The 18764-nt window shown below is 63.0% G+C and carries 22 protein-coding genes; 15 read left to right on the top strand and 7 right to left on the bottom strand.

Features of this window, described 5'->3' with window-relative positions; translation table 11 throughout:
• Positions 1-3: 3 nt before the first annotated feature.
• Positions 4-1197, top strand: a complete 1194-nt coding sequence (locus tag VJ698_RS11055; protein ID WP_324102804.1) for a PilT/PilU family type 4a pilus ATPase — start codon at positions 4-6, stop codon at positions 1195-1197.
• Between the two features lie 38 nt (positions 1198-1235).
• Here VJ698_RS11055 and VJ698_RS11050 read toward each other — a convergent pair whose 3' ends face one another.
• Positions 1236-1550: a hypothetical protein gene (locus VJ698_RS11050; protein WP_324102803.1), complete on the bottom strand. Its 315-nt coding sequence runs from the start codon at positions 1548-1550 to the stop codon at positions 1236-1238.
• A gap of 18 nt (positions 1551-1568) precedes the next feature.
• On the bottom strand, positions 1569-2273 hold the full coding sequence (locus tag VJ698_RS11045; RefSeq protein WP_324102802.1) for a Crp/Fnr family transcriptional regulator: 705 nt from the start codon (positions 2271-2273) through the stop codon (positions 1569-1571).
• 343 nt (positions 2274-2616) lie between these two features.
• Here VJ698_RS11045 and VJ698_RS11040 point away from each other — a divergent pair, with 343 nt between their 5' ends.
• A complete protein-coding gene (locus VJ698_RS11040) occupies positions 2617-3045 on the top strand; it encodes a cytochrome c (protein WP_324102801.1) in 429 nt (142 codons plus the stop codon).
• Between the two features lie 64 nt (positions 3046-3109).
• Complete coding sequence (locus tag VJ698_RS11035; protein WP_324102800.1) at positions 3110-3781, top strand: DUF6639 family protein; 672 nt, start codon at positions 3110-3112, stop codon at positions 3779-3781.
• Between the two features lie 30 nt (positions 3782-3811).
• On the opposite strand, the gene VJ698_RS11030 is transcribed toward VJ698_RS11035, so the two are convergent.
• Both VJ698_RS11030 and VJ698_RS11025 read right to left on the bottom strand, forming a co-directional pair.
• A complete protein-coding gene (locus tag VJ698_RS11030) occupies positions 3812-4633 on the bottom strand; it encodes a phosphoribosyltransferase (protein ID WP_324102799.1) in 822 nt (273 codons plus the stop codon).
• 19 nt (positions 4634-4652) lie between these two features.
• Positions 4653-5303, bottom strand: a complete 651-nt coding sequence (locus tag VJ698_RS11025; RefSeq protein WP_324102798.1) for a dienelactone hydrolase family protein — start codon at positions 5301-5303, stop codon at positions 4653-4655.
• A 184-nt stretch (positions 5304-5487) separates the two neighbouring features.
• On the opposite strand from VJ698_RS11025, the gene VJ698_RS11020 reads away from it, so the two are divergent.
• The 4 genes from VJ698_RS11020 to VJ698_RS11005 all read left to right on the top strand — a co-directional run bounded on the left by VJ698_RS11020 (position 5488) and on the right by VJ698_RS11005 (position 8524).
• A complete protein-coding gene (locus VJ698_RS11020) occupies positions 5488-5817 on the top strand; it encodes a hypothetical protein (RefSeq protein ID WP_324102797.1) in 330 nt (109 codons plus the stop codon).
• Positions 5818-5950: 133 nt separating this feature from the next.
• Positions 5951-6586 (top strand): DUF4254 domain-containing protein, encoded by a 636-nt coding sequence (locus VJ698_RS11015; RefSeq protein ID WP_324102796.1) that lies wholly within the window; start codon positions 5951-5953, stop codon positions 6584-6586.
• Positions 6583-7413 (top strand): glycosyltransferase family A protein, encoded by an 831-nt coding sequence (locus tag VJ698_RS11010; protein WP_324102795.1) that lies wholly within the window; start codon positions 6583-6585, stop codon positions 7411-7413. The genes VJ698_RS11015 and VJ698_RS11010 overlap by 4 nt, the downstream gene beginning before the upstream one ends.
• Positions 7406-8524, top strand: a complete 1119-nt coding sequence (locus VJ698_RS11005) for a glycosyltransferase family 9 protein (protein WP_324102794.1) — start codon at positions 7406-7408, stop codon at positions 8522-8524. The genes VJ698_RS11010 and VJ698_RS11005 overlap by 8 nt, the downstream gene beginning before the upstream one ends.
• Here VJ698_RS11005 and VJ698_RS11000 read toward each other — a convergent pair.
• Positions 8521-9585, bottom strand: a complete 1065-nt coding sequence (locus VJ698_RS11000) for a glycosyltransferase family 9 protein (protein WP_324102793.1) — start codon at positions 9583-9585, stop codon at positions 8521-8523. The two genes, VJ698_RS11005 and VJ698_RS11000, sit on opposite strands and share 4 nt — an antisense overlap.
• 164 nt (positions 9586-9749) lie before the next feature.
• Here VJ698_RS11000 and VJ698_RS10995 point away from each other — a divergent pair, with 164 nt between their 5' ends.
• The 6 genes from VJ698_RS10995 (at position 9750) to VJ698_RS10970 (ending at position 15379) form a co-directional block, all read left to right on the top strand.
• On the top strand, positions 9750-10415 hold the full coding sequence (locus VJ698_RS10995; RefSeq protein WP_324102792.1) for a response regulator: 666 nt from the start codon (positions 9750-9752) through the stop codon (positions 10413-10415).
• Positions 10415-11857 (top strand): sensor histidine kinase N-terminal domain-containing protein, encoded by a 1443-nt coding sequence (locus tag VJ698_RS10990; RefSeq protein ID WP_324102791.1) that lies wholly within the window; start codon positions 10415-10417, stop codon positions 11855-11857. Before VJ698_RS10995 ends, VJ698_RS10990 begins: the two co-directional genes overlap by 1 nt.
• Positions 11858-11957: 100 nt before the next feature.
• Positions 11958-12905, top strand: coding sequence for a tripartite tricarboxylate transporter substrate binding protein (locus VJ698_RS10985; protein ID WP_324102888.1), 948 nt, complete (start codon positions 11958-11960; stop codon positions 12903-12905).
• Positions 12905-13369 carry a tripartite tricarboxylate transporter TctB family protein gene (locus VJ698_RS10980; protein ID WP_324102887.1) on the top strand — a complete coding sequence of 155 codons (465 nt, stop codon included), beginning with the start codon at positions 12905-12907 and terminating at the stop codon, positions 13367-13369. The genes VJ698_RS10985 and VJ698_RS10980 overlap by 1 nt, the downstream gene beginning before the upstream one ends.
• Positions 13369-14877, top strand: a complete 1509-nt coding sequence (locus VJ698_RS10975) for a tripartite tricarboxylate transporter permease (protein WP_324102790.1) — start codon at positions 13369-13371, stop codon at positions 14875-14877. The genes VJ698_RS10980 and VJ698_RS10975 overlap by 1 nt, the downstream gene beginning before the upstream one ends.
• Before the next feature lie 340 nt (positions 14878-15217).
• The gene (locus tag VJ698_RS10970; RefSeq protein WP_324102789.1) at positions 15218-15379 is read left to right on the top strand and encodes a hypothetical protein; all 162 of its coding nucleotides are present in this window, start codon (positions 15218-15220) and stop codon (positions 15377-15379) included.
• A gap of 12 nt (positions 15380-15391) precedes the next feature.
• On the opposite strand, the gene VJ698_RS10965 is transcribed toward VJ698_RS10970, so the two are convergent.
• The gene (locus VJ698_RS10965; protein WP_324102788.1) at positions 15392-15595 is read right to left on the bottom strand and encodes a hypothetical protein; all 204 of its coding nucleotides are present in this window, start codon (positions 15593-15595) and stop codon (positions 15392-15394) included.
• Between the two features lie 72 nt (positions 15596-15667).
• On the opposite strand from VJ698_RS10965, the gene VJ698_RS10960 reads away from it, so the two are divergent.
• Together VJ698_RS10960 and VJ698_RS10955 are read left to right on the top strand one after the other, a co-directional pair.
• Positions 15668-16117: an AAA family ATPase gene (locus tag VJ698_RS10960; protein ID WP_324102787.1), complete on the top strand. Its 450-nt coding sequence runs from the start codon at positions 15668-15670 to the stop codon at positions 16115-16117.
• A 23-nt stretch (positions 16118-16140) separates the two neighbouring features.
• Entirely contained in the window at positions 16141-17043 is a 903-nt protein-coding gene (locus VJ698_RS10955) for a lipase family protein (RefSeq protein ID WP_324102786.1), read from the top strand.
• Between the two features lie 47 nt (positions 17044-17090).
• On the opposite strand, the gene VJ698_RS10950 is transcribed toward VJ698_RS10955, so the two are convergent.
• A complete protein-coding gene (locus VJ698_RS10950) occupies positions 17091-18764 on the bottom strand; it encodes an MBL fold metallo-hydrolase (RefSeq protein ID WP_324102785.1) in 1674 nt (557 codons plus the stop codon).

Genomic DNA, 18764 nt, shown 5'->3' with positions numbered 1-18764 from the left:
TATATGTCTTCCAATTTCGGCCCCGATGAAGCACGCACCTACATGCATCAGCTCCTGAAGGTGATGTTCCAGCAGGGCGGCTCGGACCTGTTCATTTCCGCCGATTTCCCGCCCAGCATGAAGCACCAGGGCTCGATGAAACCGCTCAGCCAGCAGAAGCTCAACGGCGACATCACGAAGAAGCTGGCACTGGCGCTGATGAACGACAAGCAGCGGCAGGAATTCGAAACCGAGCTGGAGTGCAATTTCGCGATTTCGCTGCCCAATGTGTGCCGCTTCCGCGTCAACGTCTTCGTGCAGCAGCAGCAGACCGGCATGGTGATCCGCACCATCGCCGCAGAAATCCCCAGCTTCGAAAAGCTGCAGCTGCCGGAGGTGCTCAAGGACGTGATCATGACCAAGCGCGGCCTCGTGCTGGTCGTGGGCGGCACCGGCTCAGGCAAGTCAACCACGCTGGCCGCGATGATCGATCACCGCAATGCCAATTCCTCCGGCCATATCATCACGGTCGAAGATCCGGTCGAGTACGTGCACAAGAACAAGTCCTGCCTCATCACGCATCGTGAAGTGGGCGTCGATACGCTCTCCTGGCACCATGCGCTGAAGAATACGTTGCGCCAGGCGCCCGACGTGATCCTCATCGGCGAAATCCGCGACACCGAGACCATGGAGCATGCCATCGCCTTCGCCGAAACCGGGCACCTCTGTCTCGGCACGCTGCACGCCAACAACGCCAACCAGACCATCGACCGCATCATCAACTTCTTCCCGGAAGAGCGGCGCAACCAGCTGCTCGGCGACCTTTCTTCCAACCTGCGCGCCATCATCTCGCAACGCCTGGTGCGCACCGAGGACGGCAAGGGCCGCCGCGCCGCGATCGAAATCCTGCTCAACACGCCGACCATCGCCGAGCAGATCCTCAAGGGCCAGTTCCATGCCATAAAGGAAACCATGGCCAAGTCGAAAGAGCTTGGCATGCGCACTTTCGACCAAGCCCTGTTCGAGCTCTACAACGCCGGGCACATCAGTTACGACGAAGCGATCCGCAATGCCGACTCCGCGAATGAACTGCGCCTGCAGATCAAGCTGCGCGGCGAGCGCGCGCGGCCGAACGGCGCCGACTCGGGCGGGCTGAACCTGGCGATCGACGAGGAAAAGGACGAGGAAGAGGACGACAAGGAGAACGAGAAGAAGTAGCACAAGGGCCAGGCCTTGCGCCGCGTCAGGCCTGGGCCCTAACGGTTCCGCAGCAGCGGCAGGTGTTGCCCGTCTCTCTCGACCAGCAGTCCGCCGCGCGTCTTGACGATCCGCACTTCACCTTCATCACGGACATGGACGGAGACATGACTGCTGATGCAGAGCTGTGCGACAAGGCGCAGCTGCCCATGCAGCAGCCGATAGTGATCGCCGTTGCGGACGATCTGAATGTCGGGGCTGGTGCAGGACAGGATTTTTTTCGGCGCCTCGCCGGATCGCCGCATGGCTGTGGACGCCGCAGAGGGAGCGGGCAGCAGGCCGGCGGCGTTTACCGCAATGGTATTCAACATCATCGAATGCAAACCTGGGCGTCAGGACGGCTGCAGCGTCTGCATCTTCGCCGAATCCAGCACCTTGATATGACGGCCATGCACTTCGATCATGCCTTGCGCGGTAAACCTCTTGAGCAGGCGCGAAAACGTTTCGCTGGTGATGTCCAGATGCGACGCGATCACCGTCTTGCTGACGCTCAGTTCGATGTCCCGGCTGGACTGGTGTTCGCACTGACGCAGCAGAAAGCCCGCGAGACGCTGCGGCGCGCTGCTGGACGACTGGCGCTGCACATCGAGGATCAGGCTGTGCGTCTGGCGCGCGGCGCAGGTCATCAGCTGTTCGAAGAAGGCGGCATTTTTCCTGGCCAGTTCCATCACCTTTTCTTTCGGCGTGAATACGATCATGGCATCGCAGGTCGTTTCCACCGACGCGCCGAGCGGCTTGTCAAGGAAGGTCTCCGCCAGCCCGAAGCAGCTGTCATGGCCGAGGATGGCCAGCACCTTGTGGGGACCCTGCCTGTTGCCGACATACAGCTTCACCTGGCCGTAAATCACCACATAAACGCCTTTCGCCGGTTCGCCCTGGCGGATCACTTCCTTCTGGCCGTGCAGTCGCAGCGGCAGGGAGCATTCCACGAGCTGGTCGAGACTGCCGGTGTCGAGCGCGCGATAGGGCGAGACATTGGCGAGGATGTTTTTCATCAGCGGTTGTTCGCCGTGCTGGGATGGTAATTCAGTTCTCATTGCATGCAGTCTTCTGAATTGTTGGATCAACTGGCCGGTACACGCCGTGCGTTTCGTGGCGTGGTGGCAAATGTTTAGCATCTTCCGTACCAACGCTTATTCAAGATGCAAGTAATTGATTTTATTGATGATTTAATTTTTTCAATGCCAGGGTTTCCATTTTTCGGAAGGGGTTTTTCCCGCTTCCGGGAAACCGGATTCCGGACTGCCGGCGCGAGCGGGTTCTCGGCGTGAAGACCACTGAGGAACATCAATCTGTCGAATGTGGCGCGCACTATTTTGAAAGTTGACGAGGACATGCAGTACGCATCAAACGGTTCCCAACCAACACCAGGAGCGCAAAATGAAAAACCGGATGAACGCATGCCTGATTGCAGTTTGCATGGCGATGAGTACGGGAGCGGCTTTCGCCCAACAACCGAAGGCCGATATCGGCAAGCAGGAGTACGAGGCGAATTGCGCAAGCTGCCATGGCTTGAGCGGCAAGGGCGATGGCCCGATGGCAGGGCAGTTGCGCACCAGTCCCACGGACTTGACCCAACTGGCGAAGAAGAACCGCGGCGTTCTGCCCGTGTCGCGGCTCTATGAGGTGATCGAGGGTAAAAATGTGCCGAGCCACGGCTCGCGCGAAATGCCGGTGTGGGGCAGGGAATTCCAGATCGAGAACGCGGAATTCTACAAGGAGGCGCGCGGCAGTTATGATGCCGCCGCGCTCGTCCGTGCCCGCATCTTGATGCTGCTTGAATATATCGATCGTATCCAGGCGCGCTAACCCGCTGCAGCCGAGGTGATATCGAAAGGGCTGCGTGCCCGAGTGGGGCCCTATGCTATCGCACATGCACACCGCACTTGGGCGCGCAGCCGCGGCTCTTTTTGTCGTCGCCCTGTTCACGGCCCAGCCCGCGAACGCGCGCAAGCTGAAGTGCCCGGGCTTGCAGGTAGTCGTCGAGTCATCGAGGCTGACGGATGCAGTCCGTTCCTGCCGGGGCGCGCGCAGCGCGGTCAGGTTCCTGACTGCGCAGGGGATGGCCATGCCGCCGAGCATTTCCATCAAGATTGCCGCCCGCCTGCCGGAGGACCTGCCGAGGTCCGCGCTTGGCGCCTACTCGCGCAACGAGAAGCAAATCTACGTTCTCGACTATGCGGAGTTCCGGCGCCGTCACACCACCTTCAAGGTTCCCGCCGACCCGTCGATCTACCAGGCCGTCATATCTCATGAAGTGGCGCACGCAATCGCCTTCCATAACTTCAGGTCGGAACCGACGCTGCTCGGACAGGAGTACATCGCCTTCGTCACCTTCTTCACGACGCTCAGGCCGGCATTGAGACAGGAGATTCTCTGGCGCTATGACTACGATGAGAGCTGGCAGCTGTATGCTGTCATCCTGTATCTGACGGACGCGCTGGAATTCGGCGCCCATGCATACCGGCATTTTCTGCGACAAGAAAACGGCCAGCGCTATCTGCAGAGGATCCTCAACGGCGAGGTCCTGAGCATCGACAACTGAACACCGGCTGCGAAGGAATCAAGCGCGCCGTCACCTGTGCGGATGATCGACCTGCGGCAGCGAGGAATCCGGCGGCCTGCGGTCACGCACCGAGTCTGGCGGAATCGCATCGATCTCAGAACCGGCGCCCAGTTCTTCCACCGGCCCATGCGGCGATTCCTCTTCCGCGGCTTCGCCAAGCCTTTCCTGTGCCGCATAGCCCAGCAGTTCGACGACTTCCTCGTCGCTGGTCTGGTCGAAGTTTTCATAGAACTGGCTGACGGCCCGGAACCATTCCGGCACATACAGGCAGATGCCCTCATCCACGCCGGGAATACGGCGCATGTTTTCCAGCGCGTCGTGCGGCGCGACCGGCACCGCGAATACCAGTTTCGCCGGGCCGGATATCGCCAGCGCAGCGAGCGCCGTCCTCAGCGTGCCGCCGGTGGCAATGCCGTCATCCACCACGATCACGGTGCGGCCCTCGACGCGGACCGGCGGGCGCGCGCCGCAATACAAGGCGCGCCGACGTTCGATTTCCTGCAGCTGCCGTCCGCGTTCCGCTTCGATGTAGCCTTCCGGCGGACGCACCATCTGCACCACATCCTCGTTCAGGATGCACTGCGGATGCTGGCCGTCCACCACCGCACCGAGGCCGAGTTCGGCGTGCCCCGGCGCACCGATCTTGCGCACGATCAGCACGTCGAGATGGGCGTCGAGCGCGCGCGCGACTTCATACGCCACCGGCACGCCGCCGCGCGGCAAGCCGAGCACCACCGGATGCAGGTCCTTCAGATGCATCAGCGACTCGGCCAGCTTCTGCCCCGCATCGTGCCTGTCCTTGAATGGAAAGTGTCCTGAAAACAGCGACATGGTCCTCTCCTTTGCACAGTTACGCCGGGACGAGATGCTTCGCGAACCAGTCGGCCGCAAGCTTGGTCACCTGGTCCAGCGTGCCCGGCTCCTCGAAGAGATGTGTCGCTCCCGGCACGATCACCAGTTGTTTCTCCGCATGCATCTGCTCCATCGCGTCGCGATTGAGTTCGATCACCTGCGTATCCAGTCCGCCGACGATCAGCAAGGTCGGTGCCTTCACCTTGCCCAGCGCGCTGCCCGCGAGGTCCGGACGGCCGCCACGCGAGACGACGGCGGCAATCGCGGCATCGGGATGCGACGCCGCCACCAGCGCAGCGCCGGCGCCGGTGCTCGCGCCGAAATAGCCGATCGGTAATTCACGGAGACCCGCCTGCTGCCTCGCCCAGCGCGTCGCTTCCAGCAAGCGCGCAGCGAGCAGCGGAATGTCGAATACCTTGGCGCGGTTGTCTTCCTCCTCGGGCAGCAGAAGATCGAGCAGCAGCGTCGCCATGCCGGCACGCCGCAAGCCTTCGGCAACCTGATTGTTGCGCGAACTGAAGCGGCCGCTGCCGCTTCCATGCGCAAAGATGACCAGCCCGTTCGGCGCTTCGCTGACGCCAAGCAAGCCTTCCAGATCGTTCGGTGCAATGCGAACAGCTTGCACCTCACCAACATTCGACGCGCTCATGGCCACCTCCCCATATGTCATCGAACTGTATTCAGCTTCAATGTCCAGCTTTATTTACAAGCTATACCCTCGAACACCCCCATGCAAGCTCAATTCTCCTTGCGGAAGCGCATTGCCGGCATGGGAACTATCCGGGATCAAATCGAACGAACTGGACAACGTAAGAACCGTTCAAGGAGCTTGCATGCACGCAAACCAGATCAAGGAACGTTTCAGCGGTGTCGCAAAATCCATCGACAACGCGTCGCTTGCCTGTCAGCTGAGCAATGGAGTGCCCGAGGACCTGCGGGAGCGCATCAATGATCTCGGCAAGGAATCCGAACACACCAGGCAGATCCTCGAGAACGAAAACAACGTGAATCGCATCGCCGAATGCATCGACACACTGGAAAAGCTCGGCGACCGCGCGATACAGACCTGCCGCCAGGACGGCAATGCCGTCGATGAGGAGCTGCAGAAAGCGCTCAGTGACGCGCATGACGCGATTGCGCAATTGAAGCACCAATTGCACTAGCACAGCACCAGGCAGAGACGCAGGGCGCGCCGCGCTGGCAAGGACGAGCTGGACAATCTTGCTGCATCGTCGACAGTCGCTCCCTGCGAAACCGTCAGGATGAACACCAGCATTCTTTAGTCCGGAGAAAACCATGGCAGACAATCTCGATGCAGGGTCCATCATCTCCTTCCATGACGGAAAGCTGGCGGATCCTGGCTGGCCCGGCAGTGCATTGCCAGAAGCGACGAATGACATCTGGCACTGGATCGAGGCCAACCACCGTTTCAACACCTTGCTGTGGAACGAGGAAGACAAGGCGCGGCGCACCGATGTCGATGCGAGCGAAATCGCGGCCAGCAAGCGGCTGATCGACCAGTACAACCAGCGTCGCAACGATGCCATCGAAGCCATTGACGAAGCCATCCTGACGGAACTCGATCCGTTCCTGTCCATGCGTCATTCGGAGGCGCGGCTGAACAGCGAAACCGCTGGTGCAATGATCGACCGCCTGTCCATCCTTTGCCTGAAGATCTTCCACATGCGCGAGCAGACGCTGCGTGTGGATGCAAGCGCGGAGCACATCGCAACCTGCACCGCGAAGCTCAACCGGCTGATCGAGCAGCGCAAGGATCTCGGCGCATGCTTCGACGGGCTGATCGAGGACGCGAGGGAAGGGCGCGCGTACTTCAAGGTCTATCGCCAGTTCAAGATGTACAACGACCCCACGCTCAATCCGTATCTGTACGCGCGGCCCGGCGCGAGCACACAGGCGGGAAGCGCGCAATGACGCGTCCCTGCGAGGTCGATGTCCTGATTCCTACCTGCGGCAGGTCCGCCGCGCTGGCCGTCACGCTGGCATCGCTGTTCTCGCAGGACCACAAGGCGTTCCGCGTCGTCATCTCCGACCAGTCCGAGCCGGACAGCGCGCTCGACAGCGGCGAGGTGCGCGCCCTGATGCGCATACTGCAAGCAAACGGACGCGAGGTGCAATGCCATCGTCACTTGCCGCGTCGCGGCATGGCGGAGCAGCGTGCTTTCCTGCTGTCGCAGGCGGCGTCGCCCTACTGCCTGTTCCTCGACGACGACGTGGTGCTGGAGAACGACATGATCACGCGCCTGCTGCGTCTCATCCGCGCGCAACGTTGCGGCTTCGTGGGCAGCGCGCTGCACGGCCTCAGCTTCGTGGATGACATCCGCCCGCACCAGCAGCACATCGAATTCTGGGAATCGTCCGTCGAGCCGGAGACCGTCGCGCCCGGCAGCCCGGAATGGGAGCGCCACCACCTGCACAGCGCGGCCAACCTGTTCCATGTGCAGGCGCGGCTCGGCCTCGACGGCGAGGCAGCGCGCGCGTATCGCATCGCGTGGATCGGCGGCTGCGTGCTGTTCGACACAGACAAGCTGCGCGCGGCAGGCGGCTTCGATTTCTGGCAGGAGCTGCCGTCGGAACATTGCGGCGAAGATGTGCTGGCGCAGCTGCGGGTCATGCAGCGCTTCGGCGGCTGCGGCATGATCCCGTCCGGCGCCTACCATCTCGAACTGCCGACGACACTGCCGACACGCGAAGTCGATGCGCCGAAGGTGCTGCCGATCTCCGATCCGCAGAATGCATAGGCGCTACCGCCCCATGCTCATCCGCGACCATGCCCTCATTCCCGATGTCAAACGGATTGCTGTACTGCGGCCGAACGCAGTGGGCGACTTCATGTTTGTCCTGCCGGCGCTGCATGCACTCAAGCAGGCGTATCCCGGCGCGCGCCTCACCTACATCGGCAAGCCATGGCATGCACAATTCCTCCAGGACCGGCCAGGGCCGATCGACGATGTCGTCGTGATTCCTCCATGCCCGGGCGTCGGCGCACCGGCCGATGCACAGGTCGATACACAGGACGAGGGCACGGAGCTGCAATCCTTCATCGACAGGATGCAGCGCGAGGAATTCGACCTGGCTTTCCAGGTCTACGGCGGCGGTCGTTATGCGAATCCGTTCACGAAGCGCCTCGGCGCACGTTGCACCATGGGCCTGAAGGCGGAGGATGCCGAGCCGCTCGACCGCTGGATTGCATTCGGCTCGCCTCAGAACCGGCGCCTGCAGTTACTGGAAGTGGCGGGACTGGCGGGTGCGAATACCGTGCGCATCGGCCGCGACCTGGAAGTCACTGCGAGCGACCGCAGGGAGGCGCAGCGCATTCTCCCCGATCCGCTGTCGCGGCCGCTGGTCACACTGCAGCCAGGCGCGAGCGATTCGCGTCGCTGCTGGCCCGCCGCACGTTTTTCCGCGTTGGGCGATGCGCTTGCGGAGACAGGCGCGCTGATCGCTGTCAATGGTACGAAAGCCGAAGCGCCGATCGTGCACGCGGTGATCGACAGCATGCACCATCCCGCCATCGACCTGAGCGGGAAGCTGTCGCTGAACGGCCTGTGCGGATGGATGGAGCGCTCCGCGCTTGTCGTGTCGAACGACACCGGGCCCTTGCATCTCGCGCTCGCGATCGGTACGCCGTGCGTCGGCATCTACTGGCTGACCAATCTGGTCGAGTCGGCGCCGCTGGCGCAACGCATGCACCGCTCGGCCATGTCGGTGCGCATCCACTGCCCGGTATGCGGCGAGGCTAACTTGACGACGCGCTGCCCGCACGATCTGAGCTTCCTCGATACGGTGCCCGCCGAGGAAGTGATCGAAGCGGCGCTGGAATTGCTCCGCCTTTCCCGTCTTCTCCATTAGGCAGGGCTGTCGTGCCCATGCTCGCGCAGCAGCGCGCGCGCATGCTCCACCACGGCATCGACCTGCGCGCCTTCAGGGTCGCGCAGGCAACGGTGCAGGCCCTGATCCAGCGGCGCCCAGCGGCTCATGTCGGCAATGGTGAAGATGACCACGCTCGGCAGGCGCAGGCCGGCGGCGATATGCGACACCCCGGTATCGTTCGAGATAAGCAGCCGGCCCTTGCGCATGAGCGCTGCCATGGCGCCGATCGAAATCGGTGCGGCGGCGTTGACCGCCGGGTTGTGCATGTGCGACGCGACGGCGCTGGTCAGGTCGGCTTCCTGGCCGGAGCCGGTCAACACGATGCGCAAGCTGGATTCATCGGCCAGGCGGTCCGCCACTTCCGCAAAACGCTGCGGCGCCCAGCACTTGTTGCGCAAGCGCGCGCCGGGATGGATGCACAAGTAGCTCCCGGGTTCCAGGCCGTCTGCAATGTCTGCGACGGCGCTGTCGCGCAATTCCGCTTCGTCTGCTGCGGTAACCGGAAACTCCAGGTGGACGCCGGCCGGCGGTGCGCCGATCGCATTCGCAAGGTTCAGCAGTCGCAAGGGCTCCGGGCCGCTGTCCGGATAGCGGACGAAAAATCCATGCGGCGTATTGCTGTCTTCCGTCGCATAACCTGCGACAGCCCTCGCGCCGAAGGCGGCAACGATGCCGTTGCTGATATCGCCGCTGCCGTGCAATTGCAAGGCAAGGTCGAATCCTGATGCGGTCATGACACGGTAGAAATCCAGGACCTGCTCCTTTCGTACCGGCTGTTCGGGAAATTGTGGATGACCGGGGAAGGCAATGAAGTCATCGATGTACGCGTGAAAGCGCGACGCGAACTGCGCTGCCCATGGCAGGCCGACCAGGGTGATGTGCGTGTCGGGCAGCCAGGCCCGCAAGGCGCGCAAGGCCGGCACTGCACACAGCATGTCGCCCAACTGCAAGGCGCGGAATACAGCCAGTTTCCGGATGCCGAGGCGCTGCAATGGCAGCGTGCCTAATTTCGTGCGTGCACAGGTTTCGGAAAGCGCCACAATGCTTCTCCCTCGAGGAAATTGCAGGACGGAATGCCAGCGTTCGATGCGAAAAAAACGTGCAGCTTTCGTGCCTGTTCCTTGGGTGAGCAAGCACAGCACCGAATTGACAGCTGGCAGCCGGCCATGGATGATGCACAGGAACTTGCGCGAAGGAAGGACATATGCGGCTCCTGCTGGCTGAAGATGAAAAAGAGTTGGCGAACTGGCTCTGCCGGGCACTGAAGCAGAACGGCTACATCGTGGATTGGGTGGACGACGGACGGCTGGTCGAGTCCAGCGTACGCCAGGTCAGGTACGACGCGCTGATCCTCGACCTCGGCCTGCCCGGCATGGATGGGCACGCCGTGCTCAGCCATCTGCGCGAGGCTGACGAACGCCTGCCGGTCCTGATCCTGACCGCACAGGATTCCCTGCTGGAGCGCGTCAGCACGCTGAAGATGGGCGCCGATGACTTCATGGCCAAGCCATTTTCGGTGGACGAACTGGAAGCGCGCCTCACCGCGTTGATCCGACGCGCGCGTGGCAGCGAACATCCGCGCATGAGCTGCGGCCCGCTGTCCTACGATGCGCTCAAGCGCCAGTTCACGCTGTACGACGCGCCGCTTGCGCTCTCCAAACGCGAACATGCATTGCTGCACGCGCTGCTCCAGTGCAGCGGCGAGCCGCTTTCCAAGAGGGATATCTACGACAAGGTGTTCGAAGACGACGTCGACGCAGCGCCGGAGGCAGTCGAGGTGCTGATCTATCGCGTGCGCAAGAAGCTGGAAGGCAGCCCCTTGCAGATCGTCACGCTGCGCGGCCTCGGCTATCTGCTGGAATTGCGCTGATGCTGAAAAACCTGCTGCTGCGCTGGAGCCTCAGGCGCACGGTCCTCACGCTGCTGGTGCCGGCGCTGTCCGTCATCGCCGGCGTCGAGCTCTGGGCCGCTTACCGCAGCGCAGTAGACGCAGCCAATTCAGCCTATGACCGTTCGCTGCTCGGTGCCATCAAGGCGATCGACGCCAACATCTCTACCGCATCGGGCGGCGTGGCCGTCGAGATGCCGTACACCATGCTCGAATTCTTCGAGCTGACGGCTTCCGGCCAGGTGTTTTTCCGTGTCGGCACGGAAGACGGCCTGATCGAAGTCGGCAACTCCGACATGCCAAAGCCGGCGAAGCCGCTGAAGACGCGCGTGCCGCAGTTTTACGACGCTGAGTATTTCGGCGACAAGGTGCGCGTCGGCGCCTACGCGCGCGAGCTCGACAAGCCGCTGGGCAATCGCACGCATGAGCGCATCGTTATCCAGGTTGCCGAAACGCTCACCTCGCGCGCGGAATTCATCAGGAAGCTCGTGCTGCAAGCGGCCGGCCGCGACATCCTGCTGCTGGCGGCGGCAGGCGGCCTGCTGGCGATGGTTCTGCACTTCACCCTGCAGCCGCTCAGCCGGCTGCGCGAAGAAGTCGCCGCCCGCTCGCCGCTCGACCTCACCCCGATCGGCACTGCTGCGGTGCCGGTCGATGTGCAGCCGTTGGTGGAAGCCATCAACCAGCATATGGCGCGCAACCAGCAGATCATGGAAGCGCGCCGCCGCTTCGTCGACGATGCCTCGCACCAGTTGCGCACGCCGCTGGCGACGCTGCGCACGCAGCTCGACTATGCGTTGCGCGAGAATGATCCGGCCAATGTAAGACTGGCGCTGGATGCCGTGTCGAAGCAGCTTGACGACGCCACCTACCGCACCAACCAGATGCTCTCGCTGGCGCGCGCCGATGCCGCCGAACTGACGATGTCGACCGTCGACCTGTGCGCGCTGGCAGAGCTGGTGGCGCGCGAAGTCGTGCTGCAGGCGCGTGACAAGCGCATCGACCTCGAATACGACGCGCCGGACGAGCCGGTCTGGATCTCGGGCCATGCCGGCCTGTTGCGCGAAGCGGCCCTGAACCTGCTGCACAACGCGATCCGGTTCGCGCCCGAACGGGGGCATGTCAGTCTGCGCGTGTCCGCCGGCGAGGGGCAGGCCATGCTCGCCGTGACCGACAACGGTCCCGGCATTCCGCCCGACCAGCTGCCGCGCCTGGGGGAGCGCTTCTTCCGCGCCACCAATGCGGTATCGAGCGGTTCCGGCCTCGGGCTGGCGATTGCGCGCGCCGTTGCGGAACGATGCGGCGGCAAGCTTGTTGTTGCCAATGTGGCAAGCGGAACGGGCTGTGTCGTGGTCCTGATGCTGCCCCTGGCATCCGGCGACGACCGACAGCCAATTGACAGGATCGCGTTGCTACAGTCATGAGCACCGCAAGTGCCGGGGTGCCCGCACACCCCCACCGGGAAATAACCATGACGAGGAGAACGCAATGAAAAAAATCCTGTGCCTGGTGGCCCTGACCGCCATGTCCGCCATATCCGCATCCGTCTTCGCCGGCCCGCTCGACAAGACCGAATGCATCGCTGGCGCGAAACCCGGCGGCGGCTTCGACCTGACCTGCAAGCTCGCGCAATCCGCGCTCATGGATGCGCATGTCATCAGAGACCCGATGCGCGTGACCTACATGCCGGGCGGGATAGGCGCGGTCGCCTACAATGCCATCGTCGCGCAGCGTCCGGCCGATGCCAACACCATCGTTGCGTTTTCCGGTGGTTCGCTGCTCAACATTGCGCAAGGCAAGTTCGGCAAATACTCCGAGAGCGACGTGCGCTGGCTGTCGATTGTCGGCGCCGACTATGGCGCGGTGATCGTGCGCAAGGACTCGCCCTACAAGGATCTGAAGGAATTGCTCGCCGCACTGAAGGCCGATCCGTCCAAGGTCGTGTTCGGCGCCGGCGGCACCGTCGGCAGCCAGGACTGGATGAAAGCCGCGCTGACCGCGAGGGCGGCCGGCGTGAGCCACAAGGCGATGCGCTTCGTTGCCTTCGAAGGCGGCGGCGAGGCCATTTCTGCATTGCAGGGCGGCCACGTACAGGTGTACTCGGGCGACGCCTCCGAAGCCGCATCCCAGATCGCCGCCGGCGCCAACATCCGCGTGCTCGCCGTTTTCGCCGACAAGCGCCTGCCGGGTGCGATGGCCAGTGTGCCGACTGCCAAGGAGCAGGGCATCGACGTCGAATGGCCGATCGTGCGCGGCTTCTACATGGGCCCGAAGGTCAGCGATGCCGACTTCAATGCCTGGAGCGATGCCTTCGGCAAGATGATGCGCATGCCGGAGTATGCAAAGCTGCGTGACGACCGCGGCCTGTTCCCGTTCTCGATGACGGGCGCCCAGCTCGACATCTACATCAAGCGCTACACGCAGCAATACCGCAAGCTCGCAGGCGAATTCGGATTGTCCGGAGCGAAATGATGAGCGACCGGATCCTTGGATTGGTGGCGCTGCTGATGGCCGGCGCCATGACCATCGCCGCCTGGGGCTACGCCGCGCCGGTGGAATACGAGCCGGTCGGGCCGCGTGCGTTTCCGCTCGTGCTGGCGCTGCTCATGGCGCTTTGCGGCGCATGGCTCATGGCAAGGCCGGGCACTGAGGCGCTTGCGGGGACACGATTCGCGCGCGGCAGGCAGCTGAGCAGGATCATGCTGTGCGCGGGATCGGTGGTGGCCTATGCCGTGCTGTTCCAGGCGTTCGGCTTCATCATCGCGACGGCGCTGATGGGCGTGCCGGTCGGGCGCTTCTTCGGCGGCACCTGGCGCCAATGCGCGCTGACGGGCATCGGCCTGGGCATCGCGCTGTATGTGCTGTTCGACAGGCTGCTGGACGTGGTCCTGCCGCTGGGCCTGCTCAAGCCGCTCGCGGCGCAGTGGGGGATGTAATGGGAACCTTGTCCTACCTGGCGACAGGATTCGGCGTCGCCCTGCAGCCGGTCAACCTCGCCGTTGCTGCCTTCGGTGCCTTCGTGGGAACGGTGGTCGGCATGCTGCCCGGCCTCGGTCCGATCAATGGCGTGGCCATCCTGCTGCCGCTTGCCTTCGCGCTCAAGCTGCCGCCGGAGACGGCCTTGATCCTGCTGGCGGCGGTGTACATCGGCTGCGAATACGGCGGTCGCATCTCGTCCATCCTGATCAATGTGCCGGGCGACGCCTCGGCCATCATGACCGCGATGGACGGCTATCCGATGGCACGCAAAGGGCTGGGCGGCGTGGCCTTGTCGATCTCGGCGTGGAGCTCCTTCGTCGGCTCGATCATTGCCACCACCGGCCTCGCGATCGCCGCGCCCATCCTCGCAAAATGGGCGCTCGCGTTCGGGCCGGCGGAGTACTTCGCCTTGATGGTCTTTGCTTTCGCCTGCCTCACGGGCCTCATGGGCAACCAGCCGGTCAAGGCGCTGCTGGCAACCCTCATCGGCCTGTCGCTGTCGACCGTTGGCGTGGATGCCAATTCCGGCGTGTATCGCTTCACCTTCGATTCGATCCACCTCGCCGACGGCGTGCAGTTTATCGTCGTCGTGATCGGGCTGTTCTCCATCAGCGAAGTGCTGCTGATGCTGGAGAATGCGCATGGCCCGTCGAGCATTCCCGATACCGGGCGCACGCTGTTCAACCTGCAGGAACTTGCCTACACCTGGTGGGGCACCTTGCGTTCGTCGCTGGTCGGCTTCGTGGTCGGCGTGCTCCCCGGTGCGGGTGCCACCGTCGCCAGCGCCATCACCTACGCGATGGAAAAGCGCCTGACCGACAAGGAAGGCACCTTCGGCGAAGGCGACATCCGCGGCGTGGCGGCACCGGAGGCGGCCAACAACGCGGCGGCCAACGGCTCCTTCGTGCCGATGCTCACGCTCGGTGTGCCGGGATCCGGCACCACCGCCGTGATGATGGGCGCGCTCACGCTCTACAACATCACTCCCGGCCCGGTGCTGTTCGAGCAGCAGCCGGCACTGGTGTGGGGCTTGATCGCGTCCATGTTTGTCGGCAACGTCATGCTGCTGTTCATGAACATTCCGATGGTCGGGCTCTTCACGCGCATGCTCAAGGTGCCGAACTGGGTGCTCGTACCCGGCATCCTTGCAGTCAGCACGGTGGGCGTGTATGCGGTGCATGCCACCACCTTCGACCTGGTACTGATGTCCGCGCTCGGCGTGGGCGGCTACCTGCTGCGCAAGTGCGGCATGCCGATGGCACCGCTGATCCTCGGCTTCGTGCTGGGCGACATGATGGAGCAGAACCTGCGCCGCGCGTTGTCGATCACCAACGGCGAAATCGGCATCCTCTGGCAAAGCCCGATTTCGATCTCGCTGTGGACCGGCGCGGCCATCATGATCGTGATGCCGCTGCTGCTGCGCCTGCGCAAGAAGGGGCGCGAACCCTCTCTCGCTCCGGCATGACATAGTGGCAGCGTTCATCAACGGCGGCAGATTGCTTCAGGCATCTGCTGCCGTTTCATTTCCGGCAACACCTTTCCGTTTCATGCTGGCAATTGATATTCGTCAATTATTGCGGTGTCGATACTGATCGAACGCAACATTACGGCTTTCGGCGAATGCTGTAATCGTCAGGACCAAGCAGGGGAGGGGAACATGGTCAACGCACTGATTTCATTGCTGGGAGTCCTTGCCGCCGGACTGATCACCGGAGTGTTCATCTCGGTGTTGCTGCAGCTGGAAGATATCGACCACACGGAGTAAGGCGCGCATGGGAACAAAATTTTTCAGGACCAGTCCACGCATGACGGCTGAACAACGCGGTGCAAGTGCCGACGTGACGCGCGAAATCCTCAGCCTGCTGGCTGCCGACGCACGCAGGCAGGCTCGCTTCTTCGGATATGCAACAGGCCGCCGCGTGCCGACCGGCGCACCGGGTGCACGGGATGCGCAAGAGAAGCCGTAGGGCTCCAGCGGATTACCAGCCCAGTCCGATCCCGGCGCCTCCGCCTGTATGTCCGCCCCATCGGCCTATGCCGATGCCAAGGTGCACGCCCGGGCCGGGATAGGTAGGGTCATTGTAGACGTCGTTGTTGCCCTGGACCGTTCCATCAGAGGGGCCTGGCGTTGTCGCGCATCCGGCGAGCAATGCCAGCGCGACGGTAAGAAATGCATGCTTCATCAATGCTCCCGCGTGGAAATTCACAGCAGTTAGATGCGTGCGTTTCCCGCCGGTTCGATTAAAAGGCCGCGAATGGACGCAGTCATATTCATTGGCATCCAGGGCTCGGGCAAGTCGACCTTCTATCGCCAGCACTTCTTCGACACCCATCTCCGCATCAGCCTCGACATGCTCAGGACGCGGCATCGCGAACGCCTGTTCGTGGAGGCGTGCATCGCTACAGGCCAACGCTTCGTGGTGGACAACACGAATGTGCTGCGCAGCGAGCGGGCGGAGTATATTCTTCGTGCCCGCGATGCGGGGTTCCACGTCCACGGCTATTTCTTCGAACCGCAGGTGCATCGCGCGATCGCATGGAACGAGCAGCGCACCGGCCAGGCGCGGATCCCACTGAAGGGATTGCTCGGCACGCTGAAGCGCATGGAAAGGCCGAACCTGGAAGAAGGCTTCGACTTTCTCTATCGTGTCGACGTGGATGAGGCGAACGAATTCATCGTCAAGGCATTGATGGCGCCTGCCTGAAGCAGGAAGAAGGAAAATTGCGCATGGACACTTCGGGCCAGGATGAAGTCAACAGATTGCTCGGCACCATCCGCGCGACGATCCGGAAGGTGCCGGCGCATGCCTGGGCGGAACATGCATTCAGCCGCGACAAGGCGCTGGTGTCAGCGCTGTTCTCGCGGCTTGCCTATGCGCACATTCCCCAGTACGAACTTGATAGCAGCAAGGGCGTCAAGATCGTCCCGTCAGAGCTCTATCAACTGGTCTTCGCCGAGCGCATCACGCTGGATATGCGCGCGCTGCTCACGGCATCGGACCTAGGTGGCAGGGTCGATGTCTTCATCGCAAGCAATCGCGGTGCCGTCGCCATCGGCGTGAAAACCGATCTCTTCATCGTCGTGGCGATCCGCGGCACGCGCCTGCTCTACCTGTCCGACTGGGTGATCGATTTTCGCGCAAGGATGATCCACCCCTATGGCGGAGAGAAGGCGCATCTCGGTTTCCACTCGGGGTTCTTCCACACCATCCAGTCCCTGCGCTGGGACATCATTCAGTCGCTGCGGAGCTGGCCGGAGGGGATGCCGGTCATCGTCACCGGCCACTCGCTCGGCGGTGCGATGGCAGCCATTCTGTATGGGATGGAAGAATTTCGCGGCTACTGGCCGCCATCGACGGGACCGCAGTGCTACACCTTCGGCATGCCGCGCTACGGCAATGCGCTTGCCACCTGCATGCAGCCCTATCCGTTCCACACCTATCACCTCAAGGACCCCGTGCCGCGCCTGCCGCCGGCCCTGCTCGGATTCGCAGCCGCAGATCAGCTTGAGTATTGCGTCGACGAGAAACTCGTCCCCGGATGCGCGCCCCGACGGCCATTGCTGCTGAAGGCAAGGCTCGGCGAACATCGCATTGAAGCCTACATCGCGCACATGCAGGAATTCTGTTAGCGCGTCGTCGGGAAGAATGGATGCATGAGAAAGCGAGATGACTCGATTCAATCAGCGGCCGTGCGCCGCCACAGTCCATCACTCTCGACGGCGCGGCCTTCTTCATGCAATTTGATGAGATGCGCGGCCAGCGAACGCGCTGCCATCGCGAAGCGCTCTTTCGGCACGTCGGCATACACAACGGGAAGCAGCTGCTCCTCGGTGGCTGCACGCAAACTGTCGAGTGCGGCCAGCACGATGTTCTCGCGCGCCTGGCGATGCGCCAGCAGGGCATCGATGCGCTCACCCGCGCGGTCCATCAGGAATCCATGCCCCGGCGCGAGCCAGTCCACATCTTCCTGCTGCACCTTGCGCAGCGACGACAGGTACTCGCACATATTGCCATCCGGCGGATTGATCACCACCGTAGACCCTTGCATGATGTGGTCGCCCGTGAAGAGCAGCCGCTCGTCCTCATGTAGATAGCACAAGTGGTTCGACGCATGCCCCGGCGTGTGGATCGCACGGATTGCGCAGCCGCCAACACGGATGCGTTCGCCGTCCCTGAGAATCCGGTCCGGCACGAAGCCCTGGTCCTGGTGATCGAAGGGCGGCGGAGGCATGCCGATCAGTTCCGCACCGGTCCTTTCTTTCAGCAGTCGTGCCGCGGGCGAATGGTCGCCATGCGTGTGAGTGACGAGTATCCATCGGATGCGGCCATGCGCCAGTGCGAGCAGCGCATGCACATGGTCTCCCATTGCGGGACCGGGATCGATCACCGCGATGTCATCACCGGCGCCGAGCAGATAGGTATTGGTGCCCGGCCCGCGCATGAAGTGCGGGTTCGGGCTGGCGATGCGACGCACGGTGGCGGAAAGCTGCGTGACGATGCCCGGCACAATCTCACACGAGGCAGAGCCTGTGCCTTCCGGGTCGATCTTGCCGACTTCTGCGTAAGCGGCATCGCCCGCAATCAGAATCTTCATCCCGTCGCGCGCCTTCGCTGCCCGGGGCATGACCGGACTCACGGCGGCAAGTCCGCGCGTGTGCGCGATCAACGAGGCCGTATCGCGAAAGGCCGCGAGCGACTCCAGCGTCTTGACGGTCGGGAACATCAGCGTCATCGCTCCCGACTGATGGTGCGCGAGCGCATCGGATGGACTGATCCAGAGATGTCCAATGGTTTCGGCGTCGTCATGTGAAGGCATTTGGGCCGATGGCGCGGCGGCGACGAAAAAGCGGGTGTCGAAACGGCGCGCCGCAATCGGCGGCGCGATCCAGTGGCTGAAATAATGCAGTCTGTCGGTGGCAAGGCGGAGCTTGTGCGTACCGCAGACCTCGGCCAGCGTCATCTGCCCGGCGCGCAGCTTCCTGCGGCTGTCCGCGAGTGCACGGGCGAGTTCTCCCGCGCCGGTCGCCAGCAGTTCACCCGCTTCGTCATACGCGAAAAGCAGGCCCGATTCTTCGAAACACTCGCGGACGGCGGCAACCCAGTGTGCGAGTCCGCCGCTCTCCACGTTCAGCGCGCGGCTGGCGCCGGCTTCATCCGGTCCGGCGCAATGCCCCTGCGTCGCTACGAGCATATCGCTTGCATCCAGTGCACCGCCCGGGAAGACATGCGCGCCTTGCGCGAACTTCGCATCATGCGAGCGTTGCAACAGGAGGACCTCGATGCCCTGCGGGCAATCGCGGGCCAGTATCAGTGTCGCTGCGGGGCGTATGACGGGCGGCGTGACGGTCAT

Source organism: Noviherbaspirillum sp. (assembly GCF_035254685.1).
GTDB lineage: Bacteria > Pseudomonadota > Gammaproteobacteria > Burkholderiales > Burkholderiaceae_D > Noviherbaspirillum.
The sequence above is the reverse complement of the archived record's forward strand: the minus strand, read 5'-3'. Positions and strand labels throughout refer to the sequence as shown.